This is a genomic window from Bacillus ectoiniformans, from assembly GCF_016908875.1.
GTDB lineage: Bacteria > Bacillota > Bacilli > Bacillales > Domibacillaceae > Bacillus_BX > Bacillus_BX ectoiniformans.
Genome location: NZ_JAFBES010000006.1, coordinates 80,523 through 100,098, shown reverse-complemented (window position 1 = coordinate 100,098; position 19,576 = coordinate 80,523). Strand labels below are relative to the sequence as shown.

The following is a 19,576-nucleotide window of genomic DNA, read 5'->3' as shown; positions in this document are numbered from 1 at the left end:
ATGAATACGTTTATCACTGTTTTTCAAGAGCGGAGAGGAGAATTAATCAGTGCCTTAATTGAGCATATTCAGTTATCTTTTATCGCCCTGTTATTTGCGGTCATAATCTCTATCCCGCTTGGCATTTATTTAACACGAAAGGAAAGAGCGGCGGAAAGCATCATTGGAGTTGCAGCGGTTCTGCAAACGATCCCTTCTTTGGCTCTGTTAGGGTTAATGATCCCGCTCTTTGGAATAGGGAGAGTGCCGGCTATTATTGCATTAGTCATTTATGCATTGTTGCCGATCTTGCGCAATACATACACAGGCATAAAAGAAGTAGATCATTCATTAATCGAAGCGGCAAGAGCGATGGGAATGAACAGCAGGAAAAGGCTGATGAAAGTTGAACTGCCGCTCGCCATGCCAGTCATTATGGCAGGCATTCGAACAGCCATGGTATTGATTGTCGGAACGGCTACATTGGCCGCATTAATCGGGGCCGGCGGTTTAGGTGATATCATCCTCCTTGGGATTGACCGAAATAATGCTTCATTAATTGTTTTAGGAGCTATTCCTGCAGCTGTTTTAGCCATTTTGTTTGACGTGATTCTTCGGATAGCTGAGAGAACTTCATTTAAAAAGTCGTTAACGGCTTTAGGGGTTGCCGGTACCATTGCATTGCTGGTTATAATTGTTCCGCTCGTCATGGGCAGCAGTCAAAAGGATATCGTGATAGCCGGAAAACTCGGATCTGAACCTGAAATATTAATGAATATGTATAAGCTGTTAATTGAGCAGGATACGGATTTGAATGTGGAATTAAAACCGGGATTAGGGAAAACCTCTTTTGTTTTCAATGCGTTAAAATCAGGTGAGATCGACATTTATCCTGAATTTACAGGAACGGCAATTGCTGAATTTTTAAAAGAACCGCCTGTCAGCACGGATCGTGACGAGGTTTACAAGCAGGCGAAAGACGGAATGAAAGACAAGTTTAAGATGGAACTATTAAAGCCAATGGACTTTAATAATACGTACACTTTAGCCGTACCTAAAGAAATGGCGGACCAATATGATTTGCAATCTATTTCAGATCTAAAGAAGGCCCAGCGCAACATGAAGGCAGGCTTTACATTAGAGTTTGCGGACAGGGAGGACGGCTACAAAGGCATTCAGAAAGTGTATGGCATTCAAATTCCTTCGGTTCGCACGATGGAACCTACGCTTCGGTATAACGCAATCAAAAAAGGGGATATCAACTTAGTAGATGCCTACTCGACTGACAGTGAATTAAGACAATTCAACCTTGTTGTGCTAGAAGATGATAAAGAAATGTTCCCTCCTTATCAAGGAGCGCCGCTTTTGCGTGAGGAAACCCTGAAAGAACACCCTGAATTGAAGAAATCTCTCAATAAATTATCAGGCAAAATTACTGATGATCAGATGCGGGAAATGAACTATCAAGTAAACGTCGAAGGCAAAAAACCAGCGGAAGTAGCAAAACAATTTTTGATAAAAGAAGGATTAATTAAGTAATTATTTAAAAAGCAGCTTCTGATACAAGTGAGTAGTTCACTTAATGTGGTGAATACCTAAAATAACAGACTAAATCACATTTGAATTCACAGGTTAAATCGCAAAACAAATAACTTGCAAAAAAGCTCAGAGTTTATGATATGTCTCTGAGCTTGTCTTTTGTATGAGGCTTATTCCATTTAAGTTTAAATAACTAGTTCTTTTCCTTACCTATTAATTGGTGTTCTACTTTAATTATGTGTTGCAAATTCCTATTAACATAGTATTAAAGAAAACGCAGGAGTAGCTGCAAAACTTAAAGATAAAAATCAATTTATATTTCTTCTGCCATTTTTAAAATAGCATTTATTATAATATTAGGTTGATCATACATTACTGAGTGACTACTATTATTTACTAATATGAATTCACTATTAGTGGATAAGTCTGTTAATTTCTTTTGTGAATCCATCCAATTATTTTCAAGGTTTCTAGCCTCTTGTTCTGAAAATCCTAATTCTTTTGCCTGTAATTCCACTTCACTAGGTGTAATAATTGATAAAGGTTTATCACCTAAAGATTGGGTATCTTCAAGTAATTTCTCAGAAACTTTTATTTGCTTAATTTCTTCATCTAATACTTTAAAAAACGGTGGGTCCCAATGAACATTGACATACTTTTCTGGGGAAAGGTATTCTGGCATTGCGTCTGGATATATATTTTCACCAAAAAGTCGTACTATTCCAATTTGGGATAGAAACTGATTCATTTTTTGGTCCTGTGTCTCGAAAAACCTTTCATTATATGTCTTAGCTTGTTCTAAAAAATATTCATTTCTAGAATCAACAAGAACCATTCCGGAAATCTTATCAGGATACTTATCTGCAAAAAGGCGAGAGTAAATTCCGCCTACAGAATGCCCCACCAGGATGACAGGAGTATCGATATTAGAAGATTCGAGTATATTATTTAAATCATTAATTGTCATATCAATATCAAACCCGCTAGTTGGGGGGTCACTCCAACCATATCCTGCTCGGTCATAAGTAATGACAAGGGTATGCTTTGATAATTCTTCCTGTATGTTTGACCAATCATAAGACCAATTCCCAGTTCCTGTCTCAATAAGAACGGGTGGAAGACTTGTTTTATTACCTTTTATGTTTATATGAATTTCTCTGCTCCCTACATCAATCATTTCTCCATCTGGAGGGTAATTACTTTTAACATTTTTGTAACTCGTGTATTCAAAAAGAAATCCTAAGACCAATGTAAGCAGAATGATAATAATCAAGGTTATTCCAACAAGCTTCAATTTTATAAACGGTTTAATAGCATTATTGTGTTTAACTTCCAAATTCCCAAATCCCCTCTTTTTATCCTAATCCTATTAACTGGAATAAAAAAACAATTACATCTCTCTATTGATTTTAACATAAATTACCTATTTATTTTTCTCTTTTTAATACTTCAAACAAAAAATAGTCAAGGACAATAAATATTCAGCCTGTTAATTAGCATACTATTTAATTCTTTGATTTGATGATGAAAAAGAGAAAACTTTTTATATGGATTAAAACCCTAGCTTGTCTTACTATTTGCCGTGCATAAACCGGTAGATAACCCCACGAAAATAATGGTGATGGTCGAGAGAAGGAGCGTATCGGCCGAAAGCAGAATGCCGCCGGCTAAAATAACGATGAAATCGATTAGGAAAATAATCAAGCCAACATTTATACGATACATTTTCGCTAGAAACTGCGCTAATAAATCGGTACCGCCCGTGCTTGTCTCAAAGCGAAGCATGATTCCAATTCCAAGGCCGATGAAGATCCCCCCTAATATGGAGCTTACGAGCGGGGAAGGGTGAACAGCAGATGTAAACCAGGCCGTCAAAGGATGCAGAATATCAATCATAAACGAAGAAACGAGCATGCCATGAAGGCTGTTATAGAAATACGACTTTGAATAGAACCAGGCCAGCAGAAAAATTGGCAGACTCACAATAATAATGGTCAAACCCACTTTTACACCGAGAAGATAATAAAGAATGAGGCTGATGCCAATAATACCGCCATCCAAAAGATCAAACGGTACGAGGAATAAATTAATACCAATAGATAATAGACAGCTGCCGAAAAGAATGGCTAACATTTTCTCAATAAAAAACATATACACGATTCATCTCCCAATTGGTGGACATGTATCATGTATATGTTTTAATCATGTATGTTTATGAACTTACTTTAAATCGTTTTAGGGGAAATATCCCAGCTTTGTTTACCGTCATCTTCAATGATTCCAAGGGCGACATCACTAATATCTGGATCATTGGCTAATACGTCCCTTACTTTAAACTTCACATCATCCGCATCAGCAAGAGTCATGCCTTTTTGCAATTCAAGAAGGGCTTCTACATGGTAGTAACGACCTTCCTGAGTAATTCGCATTTTATTAATATCTTTTACTTTATCATCATCAAGGATCAAGACAGCGACTTTCTCCTCAATATCCCTCGGTGCTGCAACTCCAATTAAGCCAACCATGTTATCATAACCAACTCGGAAAGCGACTCCAACCATTAAGAGACCAATTAAGATAGTTGCGACCCCATCAAGTGCATCAAAATTGGTAAAAGTCGTGACGATGACTGCGATAAGCGCTAAAAGAGCGCCGGTAACAGCGACCAAATCTTCGTAGAACACGAGTCTCGTTGGCGGAGCGGCTCGTCCGACATTTTGAAATGACGACGTTACAACGGCCATTCCAGTAGCTCCACTTCTTGATTCATGAGCAATTTCTTTCATGGCTTTGACCAAGATCCATCCGTCGATTAATATGTTCAGAAGTAAAACAAGCAAATTGAGCAAAAAGCCGCCCGATTCTGCAGGATGCTGCAATAAATGCCATCCTTCAAGAATCGTTTCATACGCCATAATCGTAACGACAATTACGGCAATCATACAAAAAATATTGATTACTCGGCCAAATCCTAATGGAAACTTTGCGGTCGGTCTCTTTTCTGAAAGAACACTGCCAACAAACACAAAGCCTTGATTGACGGCATCGGCTAATGAGTGCATAGCCGATGCAAACATGGCTCCGCTGCCGCTGAATGATGCTGCGACGGCTTTGGCTATCGCAAGAATCGTGTTCCCTGTAGCGGCAATGGCGGAGGATTTATTTCCTTTTTTCACTAAACTCATAAAACTTTCTTTCTGCTGTTCCATAAATAAGCCTCCTGCCTCTGTAAAAAAATGATTCCATTTTAAAAGTAGTACCCAAAATTGGACAAAAATACACCTTCACTCCAAGAACCCTAAAAAGTTTAATAATTGTGATGAATCGGCAATAGAAGGAAATAATGAAAAAGGGATAGGAATAAAAAAATAAGAAAAAGAAAATTTTTATGTTGTTAAAAGATTCGAAAAAATTGTAAAATAGAAATCATACATATTATAGCAATGACAATGTTTACTGTGTCATTCACAACAAGGAGACGTTAGCAATGAATGCTCAAACGATAACATTTAAAGAAAGCACACAAAAAAAACAAAAGCCTAAGTCCGATCAGCTGGGATTTGGTCAAGTGTTTACTGATCATATGTTTATTATGGATTATACAGAGGGACAAGGCTGGCACGACCCGAGAATCGTTCCTTACCAGCCTATTAGCCTAGACCCAGCCTCTATGGTCTTTCACTATGGCCAAACCGTATTCGAAGGATTGAAAGCCTATTTAACGGAAGATGATCAAGTGCTATTATTCCGTCCTGAAAAAAACATGGAGAGATTAAATCGTTCCAATGACCGCTTGTGCATTCCGCATATTGACGGTGAATTTGCCATTGAAGCATTGAAAGAGCTAATTAAAAAGGATCGAGAATGGATTCCAAACGCAGAAGGAACATCCTTATATATCCGCCCATTCATTATTGCGACTGAGCCATTTCTTGGCGTGGCTCCTGCGAAGCACTATCAGTTCATTATTATTATGTCACCAGTAGGCTCTTACTATAAGGAAGGAATTCGTCCAGTAAAGATCCTTGTAGAGAACCAATTCGTCCGTGCGGTATCAGGCGGAACAGGTACGGCTAAAACAGGCGGAAACTATGCAGCGAGCCTGAAAGCCCAGCAGCTTGCCGGTGAGAAAGAGTACTCACAAGTGCTTTGGCTTGATGGAGTGGAAAGAAAGTATATTGAAGAAGTAGGCAGCATGAACGTATTCTTCAAGATTAACGGGGAGATTGTCACGCCTGCCTTAAACGGAAGTATTTTAGAAGGGGTTACCCGCAACTCCGTAATCGAGCTTCTTAAACATTGGGGTCTTAAGGTAACAGAGCGTAGAATTTCTATGCAGGAAGTGAAAGAAGCTCATCAAAAAGGTCAGTTAGAAGAAGCATTTGGAACAGGTACGGCAGCCGTTATTTCTCCAATCGGTGAATTCCTTTGGGAAGAAGATCAAATGAAAATCAATAATGGCGAGACAGGCGACGTATCAAAAAGATTATACGATACGTTAACAGGCATTCAAAAAGGAACGGAACCTGATCCGTTTAACTGGGTGACAAAAGTTAATTAATCGATGTAAGAGGAAGGGAGCCCCTTCCTCTTTTATTCATTCCTGCAGATCTTGCAGGAAGAACCAGACTGTTTAACGAAATGTTTTATAAAGAGAAGAATTTAGTTCCAGTAAAGGGAGGATTCTATGAAACAGCCAGTTGATTTAGGGCATGATATTTCTATTATTGATGTATTTGATTTAGGAGGAGAAAACCGGACGGGAAGCTACGTGATTCATGCAGAGGAAATCACGATCGTTGAAACGAGCGCTAGTCCCTCCATACCTTATTTATTAGAAGGATTAAAGACACTTGGGATTGACCCGAGTGACGTAAAGAATATCATCGTCACTCATATCCATTTGGATCATGCAGGAGGAGCGGGTTTATTGCTTCAGGCCTGTCCAAACGCAAAAGTGGTCGTACATCCAAAAGGAAAACGTCATTTAGCTGATCCTTCACGCTTAATTCAAGGAGCAAAAGCGGTGTATGGAGAGCGTTTCGATGAACTGTTTGATCCGATTGTTCCGATTCCAGAAGAGAGTCTCGTGGTAAAGAGTGACGGAGAAACGCTTCAAATCGGAGAAAATCGAGTATTAACTTTTTTGGACACGCCGGGACATGCCAATCATCACTTCTCCATTTACGACCCGTACAGCAAAGGAATATTTACAGGAGATACCATTGGGGTAACCTATCCTGATCTGTTGAGTGAGGGCGTGGAAATCTATTTGCCATCGACTTCACCTAACCAGTTTAATCCAGAAGCGATGCTTGAAGCGGTGGATCGCATTGAAGAGTTAAAGGTGGAAAGAATTTATTTTGGCCATTACGGCATGTCGAAAAACCCAGCAGAAGTCTATAAACAAATTCGTTATTGGCTGCCAAAATATTTAGAGGCTGGGAAGCAAATACTTGCAGAAAATAGCCATTTGGGATTTGAAGAACAGTCAGAAGCCTTATTTAATCATATTTTCAGCATGGTAATGAAAGATATGAAAGAAAAAGTGTCAGAGAAGAATCATGCCTTTGAAATTGCGCAGTTAGATGCCGAAGTCAGTGCGATGGGAATTATTGATTATTTAATGAAAGTGGAAGTGAAATAGATTTATATGGAAAAGCTGGCTTTCAACCGCTATCAGTGAGTTGAAAAGTCAGCTTTTTTTGTGCGAGGTAACCTTATGGACGAATAGATACAGGGGTGCCAATGGGAATGGTTCTTGCCAATTCTTCTACATCTTTGTTAAACATCCGTACGCAGCCTTTAGAAACCGATTGACCGATGGACGATGGATTATCCGTTCCATGAATGCCATAGGACTTTTTTGATAAACTCATCCACATGGTGCCGAATGGGCCGCCGGGGTTAGGTGCTTTGTTAATAATAACGTATTCCCCGAGCGGCGTTTGAGTCAGCATTTTGCCAACGGCGATTGGATAGACTTTTCTTACCTGTCCGTTATAAAGCAAAGTCAGCGTCCTTTTCGACAAAGAAATGATGATCGAATAGGGAATCGTTTCGGCTGCTGGAATACCAGGGATATAAATTCGTTCGCCGACACGAATCCTATTGGGATTTATGTTTGGGTTGGCGCTGATCAGCACATTAAGCGGCACCCGAAAATCTTCAGAAATAGAATAAAGTGTTTCTCCCGCCTTTACTGCATGATACATAATTAACCTCCATTCGTTTATTAGTAAAAATTTATTCTCACTGGACTAACAGATAGAACCGATTTATTTATCTAAGTTATAAAAATTTCACATATGGGTTGACTATGAAATATTTATTTCATATCATGTGTATATTGAAATTTTTAATCCAAATCATAAGCGCAATTTTTTTCAGATGAAAGAAATATTTATTTCATAAATTGATCTCCTGTGGAATAAATATAATCAAAAAATGTTGGAGGGTTCATTTTGAAAACAGTAAGTGAGCAATTGCTATCAGAAAAAGTAAAGGGTTCAGCAGAACAATTTCAACGGGCAAAACAAGTCATTCCTGGTGGAGTAACAGCCAATATTAAATATATTGCTCCTCATCCGATCGTGATGAAAAAAGGGAATGGAAGTAAATTGTTTGATGTGGATGAAAATGAATATATTGATTATTTACTGTGTTATGGAGCATTGATCTTAGGGCATGGACATGAAAAAGTCTATCAAGCCACAGCGAAGCAAATGCAAGAAGCAGGCACGACAATATTCGGCACTCCCCATTCTCTTGAAATTGAAATGGCAGAAAAACTGATCGAACTCTACCCTGGTATAGAAATGGTGCGCTATGCGAACTCTGGCATGGAAGCAACACTGTTAGCGATTCGTACAGCCATGGCGTATACCGGTAAAACAAAAATAGCTAAATTTGAAGGGCATTATCACGGGGGCTATGATCAAGTGCTGCTTAGTGTCAATCCTGATGAGAGTCAAGCTGGCGAAGCAGCTGCACCAAAAGCTGTGCCTGAATCGAAAGGTGTTCCGGATTATTATGTTGAAAATACGGTCATCCTTCCATTTAATGATTTGATAGCAACGGAAAAAATACTGCGAAAACACGCACATGAGCTCTCCGCTGTGATCATGGAGCCGATTCAAGGGGGATTTATTCCAGCAGACGAGGAATTTATGAAAGGTCTTCGCCGCTTGACGGAAGAATTGGGCATTGTACTAATCTTTGACGAAGTAAAAACCGGCTTTCGTTTATCGCTTGGAGGGGCTCAACAAATATATGGCATTAAACCAGACCTGACAGCCTTAGGAAAAGTCCTTGGCGGAGGATTCCCAGTCGGAGCAGTTGGCGGCAAGAAGGAGATCATGATGGTATCCGCGCCTGATCGGGGCCGGGACATTTTAACGGCTGGGGCAGAAAATGAACAAAAAGAAGATCCGCTTTTTCACAGTGGAACATACAACGGACATCCGACGGTATTGGCTGCAGGATTAGCAACGATTCATGCTTTAGAGGAAGAAGGAGCGATGGAATCTTTAATGGCGCGTACCATGTCTTTAAGAACACAGCTCGAACGTGTGTATCAGAAATATGGAATCGCCATGCAGACCATTGGAATGGGAAGCATCTTTAATATTGTGCTGACGGATGAACCAATCAAAAATTACAGGGATATGAATAAAGCTGATACGCAGCTCAGAAAGGAAATCGACTATCAATTATTGGACTTAGGAATTTATACGAAACCATTAAATCGCTACTCGATGTCAACTGTTCACACTGAACAAGATATCACCAGAACGGTGGCTGCTCATGAAGAAGCTATCAGAAGGATTCAACAGCGGCCATGTCAAACCATATAAACAAAAAGGTGTAATGAGTAAATCGTTATGTTTCTGAGGTGCAGTGTAAATCATAACTATTGAAAAAACCAAATCACTTAGTGGTTTGGTTTTTCTACTGATCGACGGCCAACTTGTTCAAACGGTCTAGACGGGTAATGACGGTCTTATGTTCCGGTGGTATATTAGTATAAAAACGAACTAGGAGAAGCCTTATGAAGAAACTTAATGACGTCAGATTAGCGCACTTCAAGCACGCACATTTAAGTGTATTAAATAATTTTATGTTACCTGAAGAACAAATACAGTTCACTGCCTTACCAAATGATGTATTAGACGTATCAGAGGGTCAATATCGGATTGTCATATTAAGTAATGATGAACCTGTAGGCTTCTTTTTGCTTCATTCGACTGAACGAGTAAAGGAATACTCGAATAACCCCAAAGCCATGTTGTTAACGGCCTTATCTGTCAATCATGCTAAACAAGGAAAAGGTTACGCTAAACAAGGTATGCTTTTATTAAGTGATTTTGTTAAAACAGAATTTCCTGCCTGTGATGAAGTTGTTCTAGTGGTTAATCATAAAAATATTCCTGCGCAGCAACTCTACTTAAGTGCAGATTTTAAAGATACTGGTGAGAGAAAACAAGGCCCCATTGGCGAACAGTTAGTAATGAAAATGTCATTGTAATTCTGTCTCCTCTTTAATTATTGAATCTATAGTTCAACAAGAAGTATCCATTATTTAACGCTGCGGACCCTTGTTTTCACATTAATTATAACTAGGCTATAATAATAGTAAATTAAAAAACAACATTCGATTGACGTAATAGTCATATTCAAAGGGGGAGCTTATGTCAAACAATGTCTACCGGCTGATCGCAGGAAAAATGGGTGGAATGAGCAAATCTCAAGAAAAAATCGCCAAATTTATTCTTGAAAATCAGCATACAGCTCCATTTTTAACTGTAGAAAAATTATCTAAACAAGCTGAAGTCAGCCAGGCAACTGTGGTGCGATTTGCGACATTCCTTGGATACTCAGGTTATCCTGAGCTTCAGCAATATATGCAGAGCTCGGTTCAGCAGCAGCTGACGACTACCGAACGATTAAAGATCTCTAAAGAGATGTATGATGAAAAAGAAACCGGGGTTTACGCCATTTTTCAAGATGATATGGACAACCTTAAATCGACGATGGAAACATTAGATATGGAGGCGTTTCATCAAGCCGTTGATTGTCTATTAAAAGCAAGAAAAGTGTATATTATTGCGAACCGAAGTGCGTTATCTTTAGGGGTGTTTCTTCACTACTATCTTCAGATGATGTTAGATGAAGTTGAACTGATTTCTTCCATTGAAACAACCGCGGAGCGCCTATATAATCTCGGCGAGGAGGATGCTGTCATCGCGTTAAGTTTTGCCCGTTACACGAAAAGTACGATTGATATATTTGCCTATGCAAAGGAGCAGAAGGCAACAGCGATCGCGATAACGGACACATTATTGTCTCCTTTAATTCCTCATGCAGATATTACTTTGACGGCTTCGAGTCGAATGCCGACATTTATTGATTCTTTCGTGGCTCCTTTAAGTGTCATTAATGCCTTGATTACTTATTTGGGTAAAGAAAAAGAAGATAATTTAAAGGATAGGCTGGATTCTTTAGAAGATTTGTGGGATCGATTAGACACTTTTTACAAGTAAAAAGCGGCTGGAAGCTCCAACCGCTTTTGTTTTTACGGATTTGTTGACCACAGTCCAGCAGATTTGATAAAAATACGAGGGTGTAATTTCAGCTGGGCGACGATATACTCAGCTAAATCCTCTGGCTGCATGACTTTGTCAGGGTTTCCGTCTGTTAAATTTTCATTAAATGCGAGTTCAGTTGCGACTGTACTTGGCGTAAGAGCAGACACGCGAATATTATGCTTGCGGACTTCTAACGCTAAAGACTCTGTTAAACCTAATAGACCAAATTTTGAAGCGCTGTAGGCACTTGTCACAGGCGCGCCTTTTTGCCCCGCAGTAGAAGAAATATTAATGATGTCTCCGCCATTTTTCTCTATTAATTGCGGAAGGACGGCTCGTGTGACGTAATATGCACCCATTAAGTTTACGTCAATAATCTTCTTCCATTCTTTTGGATCAAGCTCTAAAAACTTGCCGAATTTGCCGATTCCTGCATTATTAATTAAAATGTCAGCCTCGCCTAATTTATTTTTTATGGTGTCAACGGCTTTATTTACTTCTTCCATATTCGATACGTCTGCACCAGCATAAGCAGCTTTTACGCCTAACGCTTCGATTTCTTTTGCTGCCGCTTGTAAATCTTCTTCTGTTCTAGCGATCAGCCCAATATTTACGCCTTCTTTTGCCAAAGCGATGGCTGTGGCTTTTCCAATCCCTTTACCAGCTCCTGTAATCAGGGCGACTTTTCCTGTCAATGATTCTGCCATAAGCAATGATTCCTCCTCGACTAAATGATTGTTAATCTTAATATAGCAAGGCTCTTAAGTCAAAACAGAAGGCTTCTTCACGTTAAAATGATCAATAACTGATTGAAAAGCTGCTTCATTATCCGTTTCAAAAAAAGAGGAAAACGGACAAATCATCTGGTCGAGGCGTTCCATGACAGCGAACATAGAATAGTGAAGAGGATCACTATGTTCAACTTCTTCCCAATATAGGGGAACGGCCGCCAGTGCTTCAGGGTTGCCGCGAAGCGAGTAGGGAGCAATGATCGTTTTTCCTGGGCGGTGCTGGACGTAATCAATATAAAGTTTTCCGCCGCGATTCTTCTTCAGACGTTCAATGGTATAATCATTTGGCCGTTTTGATGTTAAATAGTGGGCAATAAAATCGGTAAATTGATTCGTTTCCTCCCAAGAAAATCGATCGATCAGGAGCGGCACATACACTTGCAGGCCTTTGTTGCCAGAAAATTTTACAAAAGATGCTAACTTCAGTGAGTCCAAAATTTCTTTTAGTTCCATGGCACATTGCACGGCGAGCGGATATTCAGCTCGAGACGGTGGATCAAGGTCAAAGACGATTTCACTGACATATGCTGAATCGATGGTCTGAAAAGGTATATGAAATTCAATAGCTAATTGGTTTCCAAGCCAAAAATAAGTATCAAGAAAATTGCAGATGATGTATTCAATATCGTCTATTTTTTTCGTCTGAACAAAATCTGGTGCGTAATCTGGACAGTTCTTCTGGTAAAAGGCTTCACCTGATACACCATGAGGGTAGCGAATGACCGTTAAAGGCCGATCTTTTAAAAATGGCAAAATGCGCGGAGTAATCGCTTTTAAATAGGATAAATAATCGAGTTTGTGAATCGTTTCTCCCCACAATGGTTTATCTGAATGTGTGATCTCCACCGTTTGTGGAATTTGAAGAGACTGCAGCTGGAATTGATCATAAGTGCATTCCTTTGGCGTGACATCAAAGAGAAATTGGTGAAAATGAGGTTCTCGCAAACTTCCTCCAAAAACCTCTAAATAATGAAGTTCCACACAGATAGAAGGGGGCAAGAAATACTTTCCTTTTATTTTTTTCGACGCATTGGCAATAATTGTTTGACTCAGCAGGCGTTTTTCCTCCGGTGTTAGGCCAAAATGAAAAGAACCGAGTGGAATTGCCTGATCTAGTTTATATACTGCTACGTCATAGTACCCGTTTTGTTCATCATAGCTTGTAATAAAACAGCGCACTTTGCGCCAGTTTTTCAATTTAACCCAGTTTTCCGTTCTTTTTCGTTCATATGCAGATCGAAGCTTTTTACCAACGATGCCTTCGCTATTATGTTCATGCATCAACCTTAGAGCTTCTGCCATCTTCTCTTCAAAAGGTACCATCTGTATTTTCATGTCATGGCCAGGGGTAGGGGAGAGGGGGAGATCCATGATAGTAAAGAGTTTCGCAAGCAGCTGCTTCCTCTTTTTTAGCGATTCGTTTTCGCAATTTTGTTCTCTCCATTGAAGTATATCAAAGGCTAAAAAGTCGGCTGGCTGCTTTTGTGATCGATCTTCGATGCTGGTTTTCGATTTAAGCCGGCCTCTTTTTTGTATTGCGCTAAAGTTTGCTTTTTTTGCTGTTTTTAAAATAACAAGTTCGCCGTCCAGAATGATTGGCAAGTGAGGAGCGGCTATCAATTTATGCTGTTTACAAAAGCCATTGATTTCGGGGAATTGCGGCAGCAGATCATTTCCATTGCGGCTGATCAGCTCAATTCCTTCTTTCGTCCATTTAAGCAAGGCACGAAATCCATCATATTTAATTTCATATACCCAATCCTTTTGTTCGGGAAGTAAATCTTTTAAAGTTGGCAGCATCCATTTCATTTTTTTCACCCATCTTTTTAATTTTAGTGTTTGTTTGTACGGTTCAATATATGTTTCCAGATCGTGTTAACAAAGCTTTTCATTTGCCAGCCCGTATGAAAAATACAGATTACCGCAAACTAAAACAAAAAAGTGAGGCAAATGATATGCATACAATATGGAAAGGCAGCATTAGCTTCGGGTTAGTCAATATTCCGATTAAGCTTCATGCCGCAACCGAAGAGAAAGATGTATCGGCAAGATCTCTTCACAAAAAATGCCATACGCCGATCAAATATGAAAAAGTCTGTCCAGTTTGTGAAGTGGAATTAAAGCAAGAAGACATCGTCAAAGGGTATGAAGTAGCAAAGGGGAAATATGTGGTCATCGAAGAAGAAGAACTAGAACAGCTGAAAAAGATAAGCGAAGAAAAAATGGTCGAAATCGTTGATTTTATCAAAGTAGAAGAAATAGATCCGATTTATTTTAACCGAAGTTATTTCCTGTCACCGAATGAAGGGGGAACGAAAGCATATAGTTTGCTTAGAAAAGCTTTGACGGAATCCGGAAAAGCTGGTTTAGCAAAAATTGTTATTCGATCGAAAGAACAGTTAGCTGTAGTTCGAGTATATGAAAACACACTGCTCATGGAAACGATTCATTACCCGGATGAAGTACGCAAGGCCGCTGACGTACCGAATGTGCCAGAAGAAAGCCAAGTGTCAAAGAAAGAAATAGATACAGCGATTCTTTTAATTGATCAATTATCGACTCCATTTGAACCGGATCAGTACGAAGATGAATACCGCAAACGTTTACTGGAGTTGATTCAGTCTAAACGAACGGAAGAAACCGTCACGCCTAAAGCCAAAAAGGAAAAAACTAATGTTACCGATTTAATGGCGGCTTTGCAAGCATCTATTGACAGGACAAAGCCAGCGGAAGCTAAACCGGCTCCGCGTAAGAAAAGGGCGGCTACACGCAAGAAAAAAGCATAATCCGACAAAAACTGATTCCGAGCGAATCAGTTTTTTTGTGCGGTTATTAGGAGAAGTTTTTTTAAAATATTATTTAAATAATAAAGAGTTAATCACTTGATTAGAATTATAATTTCTATATATTATTCAATTATATTATTGTGAAGGAAGAGATTTTGATGGAGAAATAGTATAGTAGTTAACATGAATACAAAATAAGGGGCATAAAAATGAAGTTAATTTCTTGGAATGTGAATGGAATTAGAGCATGTGTGAAGAAAGGGTTTCTTGAGTATTTTCAAGAGACAGGGGCAGATATTTTTTGCCTGCAGGAGACGAAGCTTCAAGCGGGACAAATCGAATTGGAGCTAGAAGGCTACCATCAGTATTGGAATTATGCTGAGAGAAAAGGATACTCCGGTACGGCTGTTTTCACAAAAATCCCGCCGATCTCTGTGAAATATGGGATCGGTTTAAACGAAAAGCAGGAGGAAGGACGATCACTGACACTTGAATTTGACTCTTTTTATCTAGTGAATGTGTATACAATTAACTCCAAAAGGGATTTATCAAGATTACCTGAGCGGCTCATGTGGGAAGAAGAACTCAAACAGCATTTAATAGAATTGGACAAAATGAAGCCGGTGGTTTTATGCGGAGACTTGAACGTGGCACATCAAGAGGTAGATTTAAAGAATGCAAGATCTAACCACGGGAATTCAGGCTTTACGATAGAAGAACGCCAAAAAATGACGGACTTGCTGCAGGCCGGGTTTATTGACAGCTTTAGATATGTATATCCAGATCGAACAGATGCTTATAGCTGGTGGTCATATATGAGTAAAGTGCGCGAGAAAAACATTGGCTGGCGCATAGATTACTTTATTGTTTCAGAGAGGCTGAAAGATGTTATAAAAGATGCAGACATTCATCCTGAAGTGATGGGCAGCGATCATTGCCCGGTCTCGCTGGAATTAAATATGTGCATTTGACAAAAAAGAGGACAGACCTTCAGCGCTTTAAAGCGCCGGGGGTCTGTCCCCATTTTTATTTGAATGGGATTTTCTCCGCCAAATCAGAGAAATCTATAAATGGATTTCTGTTCCCCTGAATATGAGCAATGGCTCGGTTGCGGTGTTTTTCGTAAATGGTGACGGGAAATTCTTTGTGCCAGCGGATGAGCAATGGTACATCCAATTGCTTTAAAAATGATTTTCTAATCGCATCTGGGTAGCGCAGGAGAAAGTACAAGACGGCTCGCGCTGATATTCCTTTTCCATCTTCCGGTTCAAAGCGGCCGTTCACAGCGACTCCGCATCGATTGCGAATTTTCTCTTTAGGAGATTCAGGGTTATAAAACGAAAAATCTTCAAACGGAAAATTGGAACGAGCGGTATTGCAATTCGGTTCACAGACAAATAAATGATGCAGATCGCCTTTCATCGGTTCTCTCGCTCCAAACCATGATTGAGGAATGATATGCTCCGTATTGAATTTTAGCTCTGTGTCAATGTCACGCATTTTTTCGTCGAGCTGGTAGGTAGGCTTACGGGCTTTCTCGAGCAACTTTTGAAATTGCTGATGTTTTTTATGGATCGTATCGTAATCTTCTTTTAGCATAATTTTAGGATCTTTGTGTTCGCCAGAATAAATACTTTTCACCGAGCCGTCCGGCTGCATATCAACCCATGTGTATAAGTATTGATCTTTGCTGAAAAAGTAAGGGATTTGTCTGATGTGTTTCCGTTTGACCAATTCGTGGTGGGCATTAAAAAGCTGCTTGCCGTTACCAGTTAATTTGATGGAACGATAATATGATTTCTTTTCTTTTTGATCTTTGTGTTCATCGTAATAAAGCGTTTGATCGCTTTGAATCTTTCTTTTGTTTTCGCTTAAATGAACCAGTGCTTGATCCCAGTCTTTGTTAATAGATTCTTCCAATTCTTTTACACTATTTAAGTATCTTGTGTACGCCATGTTGTACCCTCATCTTCTATAGGATTAAAAATACAGCTTGCAGTTATGCATTCTGATAGGGCTTAATTAATCCATACAGCGTTTCCGTTACAGGCAGGTCGAGATCCACTTTTTGTGCCAGACGAAGGGCACCCCCTTGTAAGTGTTCCACTTCAAGAGTCAATCCCTTTCGGCGGTCTTGATGCATAGAAGACGTCGCATCTTCCGGCATGCTGTTGATCTGTGAAACGGCGATCTCAACGTCTTGTTCCGTCACTTCAATGTCATAAGCATTCGCTAGCGTCTTCATTTCTTGCAGCATTCTCGTCGCTGTCTTCATCGTTTCTTCGTTGCTTCTAAACACGCCAATGTTATAGTCTCCAGCTGTTGTCACACCGGAAACCGCAGAAATGAACATATATTTTCTCCACATATCATATAAAATATTGTCACTTTGGCGGACGTTCATATTGCTTCCTTCACAAAGCTCGAGAAACTCTTGGCATATTGAATCTTGCGAAGGGTGTAAGGAGCCGAATACTAAATCATGCTGCTCGCTTGTATGCACAACATGACCTTGATCATTTAACGTAGCGATGATAAATGACATGCCGCCAATAACATGTTCTTCGCCTAATTCTTGCTGCAGGACGCGAATATGCTCGATTCCGTTTAAAAGCGGCAGCACTTTCGCTCCATTTAGCGCTAATATCTTTAAATCATCAATCGCACCAGAGAGATGGTGGCCTTTCACGGCTAAGATAACTAGATCAATATTCTTTGCTTCTTCAGCGGATCGAATATAGGAGACTTGTGCTGCTTGATAGTCCCCTTTCACACTTTGAATATGAAGGCCATGCTGATCAAGAAGGCTGGCTCGCTTTTCGCGTACGAGGTACTGTACTGAATGTCCCGCTTCCTGAAAACGCAAACCGAAATAAGCTCCTAATGCACCTGCTCCATAGACTAATATGTTCATATAAACCCACTCCTTTTTCCTTTAATCATAGCATAAAATCTTATTTTTTCTGAACATTCTGATGAACCTGATAGAACACTTGCAATCAAGGAGGTAAACATATTGTTTTAAACGATAAAAGTAAAATAGTCCTGAAATAAAAAGATAGTCAAATAGTAAACCAGGAGGTAAAATGAAAAGACATTCTAACAAATTCGCTAAAGATTTACATTCATATTAAAATGAGGAAACTGTATTAAATGTTACCGCGGGAGGGAACGAAAAGCATCTTTAAATACCGCTGTTAGTAATGAAAAAAATAAAATGAAAATATATTATGAATTCAGAGGTTGATGAAAGTTGACAAGAGATGTAAAAGTAATATCTAGTAAAGAACCGACTATTTTTGACCACCTAGGCAATAAAATTATTACTGAAGATCGAGTCATTAACATTATTGCCAGATTAGAAGAGCCGCTGATCGTCATTTTAGGGAATGTGCTAAGCGATGAAGAATGTGATGAATTAATTAGACAGTCAAAACTTAGAATGCAGCGTTCAAAGATCGGGAATACCCGTAAAGAAGATGAACTGAGAACAAGCAGCAGTATGTTCTTTGAAGAAGGAGAAAATGATGTCGTGGCGAGAATTGAAAAAAGACTCTCACAAATCATGAATATTCCTGTTGAACATGGGGAAGGCCTTCAGGTATTGAATTATCAAATGGGTCAAGAATATAAAGCTCATTTTGATTTTTTCTCCTCAAAAGTGAAAAATCCGCGAATCAGTACGCTGGTGATGTACTTAAATGATGTGGAAGATGGCGGAGAGACCTATTTTCCTAAATTGAACCTTTCTGTATCACCGCAAAAAGGGATGGCTGTGTATTTTGAATATTTCTACAGTGACCAAGAGATCAACGATTTAACGTTACACGGGGGAGCACCTGTTGTCATCGGAGATAAATGGGCCGCGACGCAATGGATGAGAAGACAAAAATTTCAATGAGATATTTTGTCTCACTCAGGAATATAGTATATAACTTCTTAAAAATAGACTTCATACATGTGTTAAAAACCTTGACTGGCCTGCTAGTCAAGGTTTTTTATAATAGCTTATTTAAACAGGTCGGCTTTCTTCGCGTTTTTTTATCACTCCAAAAGAGGTTTTCTCAAATGCATACCAAACTATGTGAAACAGCATATGGCAAAGGATAGCTGCTGCGAGCCCGTCCTGCCAAAGTAGCCAGCCGCAAAATAAGCCAACAATGATATTCATGCCCATGCTATAAATAACTAAAGTTTTTGTAATCTTTACTTTCATTTGGAACATACCCGGCAGATGAGCTAAAGCGAAAAGGATAGCCGCAAGCAAATTGCCAATCCATATTGAAATCAGTTCATTTGCAGTTAATGTGTACAGGAGCCACACGAAAAAACTCATGCTGCCGTAGCGGAACATCACCTCTTCGACAACGCCTCCATAAAAAATCCGAGCGAGAATTCCAACTTGATCTCTTGACTGTTCAATTCTTTTAATTGAATGAAGATCGGTTTTTTTCATCACATATCCATAATAATATCCCGCGTTTAGTAAAGCACAAAGAATGGAAAGAACAATGCTGCTTACTTGAATGCTCGTAAACAGCGGCTGGCTGAGCCCGCTTTTCTCGTAAAAGAAGTAGCCTAACAGTGATAATGGAATGACGATGATGAGATGGTTAAGCATCCGCAGCCATATGGGGGGCATCTTTTCAGCTGAAAACAAGTCTTGATAAATTTTTTCTTCACTTTTAGCCATAAGTGAGATTCCAATAACAGCTAAAGCTGAAATGAATAAAAGTTCTGTCACATTCATGATTTTTCCTCCTCAATTCCTTCTATATTTCCATGATACTTCATCACGTAAGGTGAGGTTCAAGCCGTTTTTCTTCTTATTAAATAGAAGGTTGAGCGTAGACAGAATAAAACCGATTCCGCTACACTTGAGTAAATGAATAAG

At 39.4% G+C, this 19,576-nt stretch carries 18 protein-coding genes; 9 read left to right on the top strand and 9 right to left on the bottom strand.

Annotated elements, in window-relative coordinates; all coding sequences use genetic code 11:
• On the top strand, positions 1 to 1,518 hold the full coding sequence (opuFB, locus tag JOC78_RS10165; RefSeq protein ID WP_204554997.1) for an osmoprotectant update ABC transporter permease/substrate-binding subunit OpuFB: 1,518 nt from the start codon (positions 1 to 3) through the stop codon (positions 1,516 to 1,518).
• Positions 1,519 to 1,831: 313 nt separating this feature from the next.
• Here opuFB and JOC78_RS10160 read toward each other — a convergent pair whose 3' ends face one another.
• From JOC78_RS10160 to JOC78_RS10150, 3 genes are all read right to left on the bottom strand, one after another.
• The gene (locus JOC78_RS10160) at positions 1,832 to 2,854 is read right to left on the bottom strand and encodes an alpha/beta fold hydrolase (RefSeq protein ID WP_204554995.1); all 1,023 of its coding nucleotides are present in this window, start codon (positions 2,852 to 2,854) and stop codon (positions 1,832 to 1,834) included.
• A gap of 224 nt (positions 2,855 to 3,078) precedes the next feature.
• Entirely contained in the window at positions 3,079 to 3,669 is a 591-nt protein-coding gene (locus tag JOC78_RS10155; RefSeq protein ID WP_204555480.1) for a YitT family protein, read from the bottom strand.
• 74 nt (positions 3,670 to 3,743) lie between these two features.
• Positions 3,744 to 4,727, bottom strand: a complete 984-nt coding sequence (locus JOC78_RS10150; RefSeq protein WP_204554992.1) for a cation diffusion facilitator family transporter — start codon at positions 4,725 to 4,727, stop codon at positions 3,744 to 3,746.
• Between the two features lie 278 nt (positions 4,728 to 5,005).
• Between JOC78_RS10150 and JOC78_RS10145 the strand changes: the two genes are divergently transcribed.
• On the top strand, positions 5,006 to 6,079 hold the full coding sequence (locus JOC78_RS10145; RefSeq protein ID WP_204554989.1) for a branched-chain amino acid aminotransferase: 1,074 nt from the start codon (positions 5,006 to 5,008) through the stop codon (positions 6,077 to 6,079).
• A gap of 126 nt (positions 6,080 to 6,205) precedes the next feature.
• Entirely contained in the window at positions 6,206 to 7,165 is a 960-nt protein-coding gene (locus JOC78_RS10140) for an MBL fold metallo-hydrolase (protein ID WP_204554975.1), read from the top strand.
• A 73-nt stretch (positions 7,166 to 7,238) separates the two neighbouring features.
• On the opposite strand, the gene JOC78_RS10135 is transcribed toward JOC78_RS10140, so the two are convergent.
• Positions 7,239 to 7,733, bottom strand: a complete 495-nt coding sequence (locus tag JOC78_RS10135; protein WP_204554972.1) for a L,D-transpeptidase family protein — start codon at positions 7,731 to 7,733, stop codon at positions 7,239 to 7,241.
• Between the two features lie 249 nt (positions 7,734 to 7,982).
• On the opposite strand from JOC78_RS10135, the gene JOC78_RS10130 reads away from it, so the two are divergent.
• From JOC78_RS10130 to JOC78_RS10120, 3 genes are all read left to right on the top strand, one after another.
• Positions 7,983 to 9,374: an aspartate aminotransferase family protein gene (locus JOC78_RS10130; protein ID WP_204554969.1), complete on the top strand. Its 1,392-nt coding sequence runs from the start codon at positions 7,983 to 7,985 to the stop codon at positions 9,372 to 9,374.
• A gap of 194 nt (positions 9,375 to 9,568) precedes the next feature.
• Positions 9,569 to 10,045 carry a GNAT family N-acetyltransferase gene (locus JOC78_RS10125; protein ID WP_204554966.1) on the top strand — a complete coding sequence of 159 codons (477 nt, stop codon included), beginning with the start codon at positions 9,569 to 9,571 and terminating at the stop codon, positions 10,043 to 10,045.
• A gap of 163 nt (positions 10,046 to 10,208) precedes the next feature.
• The gene (locus JOC78_RS10120) at positions 10,209 to 11,060 is read left to right on the top strand and encodes a MurR/RpiR family transcriptional regulator (RefSeq protein ID WP_204554962.1); all 852 of its coding nucleotides are present in this window, start codon (positions 10,209 to 10,211) and stop codon (positions 11,058 to 11,060) included.
• Positions 11,061 to 11,092: 32 nt separating this feature from the next.
• Here the strand turns inward: JOC78_RS10120 and JOC78_RS10115 are convergent, their stop codons facing one another.
• Positions 11,093 to 11,812, bottom strand: coding sequence for a 3-ketoacyl-ACP reductase (locus tag JOC78_RS10115; protein ID WP_204554959.1), 720 nt, complete (start codon positions 11,810 to 11,812; stop codon positions 11,093 to 11,095).
• Positions 11,813 to 11,866: 54 nt separating this feature from the next.
• Positions 11,867 to 13,705: a DNA ligase D gene (locus JOC78_RS10110; protein WP_204554956.1), complete on the bottom strand. Its 1,839-nt coding sequence runs from the start codon at positions 13,703 to 13,705 to the stop codon at positions 11,867 to 11,869.
• Positions 13,706 to 13,851: 146 nt separating this feature from the next.
• On the opposite strand from JOC78_RS10110, the gene ku reads away from it, so the two are divergent.
• Both ku and JOC78_RS10100 read left to right on the top strand, forming a co-directional pair.
• Positions 13,852 to 14,682, top strand: coding sequence for a non-homologous end joining protein Ku (gene ku / locus JOC78_RS10105; RefSeq protein ID WP_204554953.1), 831 nt, complete (start codon positions 13,852 to 13,854; stop codon positions 14,680 to 14,682).
• A gap of 209 nt (positions 14,683 to 14,891) precedes the next feature.
• Positions 14,892 to 15,653, top strand: a complete 762-nt coding sequence (locus JOC78_RS10100; protein ID WP_204554950.1) for an exodeoxyribonuclease III — start codon at positions 14,892 to 14,894, stop codon at positions 15,651 to 15,653.
• A gap of 55 nt (positions 15,654 to 15,708) precedes the next feature.
• On the opposite strand, the gene JOC78_RS10095 is transcribed toward JOC78_RS10100, so the two are convergent.
• Positions 15,709 to 16,638 (bottom strand): endonuclease I family protein, encoded by a 930-nt coding sequence (locus tag JOC78_RS10095; protein ID WP_204554947.1) that lies wholly within the window; start codon positions 16,636 to 16,638, stop codon positions 15,709 to 15,711.
• Between the two features lie 43 nt (positions 16,639 to 16,681).
• Complete coding sequence (locus JOC78_RS10090) at positions 16,682 to 17,596, bottom strand: ketopantoate reductase family protein (protein WP_204554944.1); 915 nt, start codon at positions 17,594 to 17,596, stop codon at positions 16,682 to 16,684.
• A gap of 339 nt (positions 17,597 to 17,935) precedes the next feature.
• On the opposite strand from JOC78_RS10090, the gene JOC78_RS10085 reads away from it, so the two are divergent.
• Positions 17,936 to 18,583 (top strand): 2OG-Fe(II) oxygenase, encoded by a 648-nt coding sequence (locus tag JOC78_RS10085; RefSeq protein WP_204554941.1) that lies wholly within the window; start codon positions 17,936 to 17,938, stop codon positions 18,581 to 18,583.
• A gap of 111 nt (positions 18,584 to 18,694) precedes the next feature.
• Here the strand turns inward: JOC78_RS10085 and JOC78_RS10080 are convergent, their stop codons facing one another.
• Entirely contained in the window at positions 18,695 to 19,432 is a 738-nt protein-coding gene (locus tag JOC78_RS10080; protein ID WP_204554938.1) for a CPBP family glutamic-type intramembrane protease, read from the bottom strand.
• Positions 19,433 to 19,576 lie beyond the last annotated feature (144 nt).

Bases quoted from the DNA above. Each gene is read 5' to 3' on its own strand.
- ku (WP_204554953.1), top strand. From the start codon at position 13,852: ATGCATACAATATGGAAAGGCAGCATTAGCTTCGGGTTAGTCAATATT.
- JOC78_RS10090 (WP_204554944.1), bottom strand. From the start codon at position 17,596: ATGAACATATTAGTCTATGGAGCAGGTGCATTAGGAGCTTATTTCGGT.
- JOC78_RS10110 (WP_204554956.1), bottom strand. From the start codon at position 13,705: ATGAAATGGATGCTGCCAACTTTAAAAGATTTACTTCCCGAACAAAAG.
- JOC78_RS10080 (WP_204554938.1), bottom strand. From the start codon at position 19,432: ATGAATGTGACAGAACTTTTATTCATTTCAGCTTTAGCTGTTATTGGA.
- JOC78_RS10150 (WP_204554992.1), bottom strand. From the start codon at position 4,727: ATGGAACAGCAGAAAGAAAGTTTTATGAGTTTAGTGAAAAAAGGAAAT.
- JOC78_RS10125 (WP_204554966.1), top strand. From the start codon at position 9,569: ATGAAGAAACTTAATGACGTCAGATTAGCGCACTTCAAGCACGCACAT.
- opuFB (WP_204554997.1), top strand. From the start codon at position 1: ATGAATACGTTTATCACTGTTTTTCAAGAGCGGAGAGGAGAATTAATC.
- JOC78_RS10145 (WP_204554989.1), top strand. From the start codon at position 5,006: ATGAATGCTCAAACGATAACATTTAAAGAAAGCACACAAAAAAAACAA.
- JOC78_RS10120 (WP_204554962.1), top strand. From the start codon at position 10,209: ATGTCAAACAATGTCTACCGGCTGATCGCAGGAAAAATGGGTGGAATG.
- JOC78_RS10140 (WP_204554975.1), top strand. From the start codon at position 6,206: ATGAAACAGCCAGTTGATTTAGGGCATGATATTTCTATTATTGATGTA.
- JOC78_RS10095 (WP_204554947.1), bottom strand. From the start codon at position 16,638: ATGGCGTACACAAGATACTTAAATAGTGTAAAAGAATTGGAAGAATCT.
- JOC78_RS10135 (WP_204554972.1), bottom strand. From the start codon at position 7,733: ATGTATCATGCAGTAAAGGCGGGAGAAACACTTTATTCTATTTCTGAA.
- JOC78_RS10115 (WP_204554959.1), bottom strand. From the start codon at position 11,812: ATGGCAGAATCATTGACAGGAAAAGTCGCCCTGATTACAGGAGCTGGT.
- JOC78_RS10155 (WP_204555480.1), bottom strand. From the start codon at position 3,669: ATGTTTTTTATTGAGAAAATGTTAGCCATTCTTTTCGGCAGCTGTCTA.
- JOC78_RS10100 (WP_204554950.1), top strand. From the start codon at position 14,892: ATGAAGTTAATTTCTTGGAATGTGAATGGAATTAGAGCATGTGTGAAG.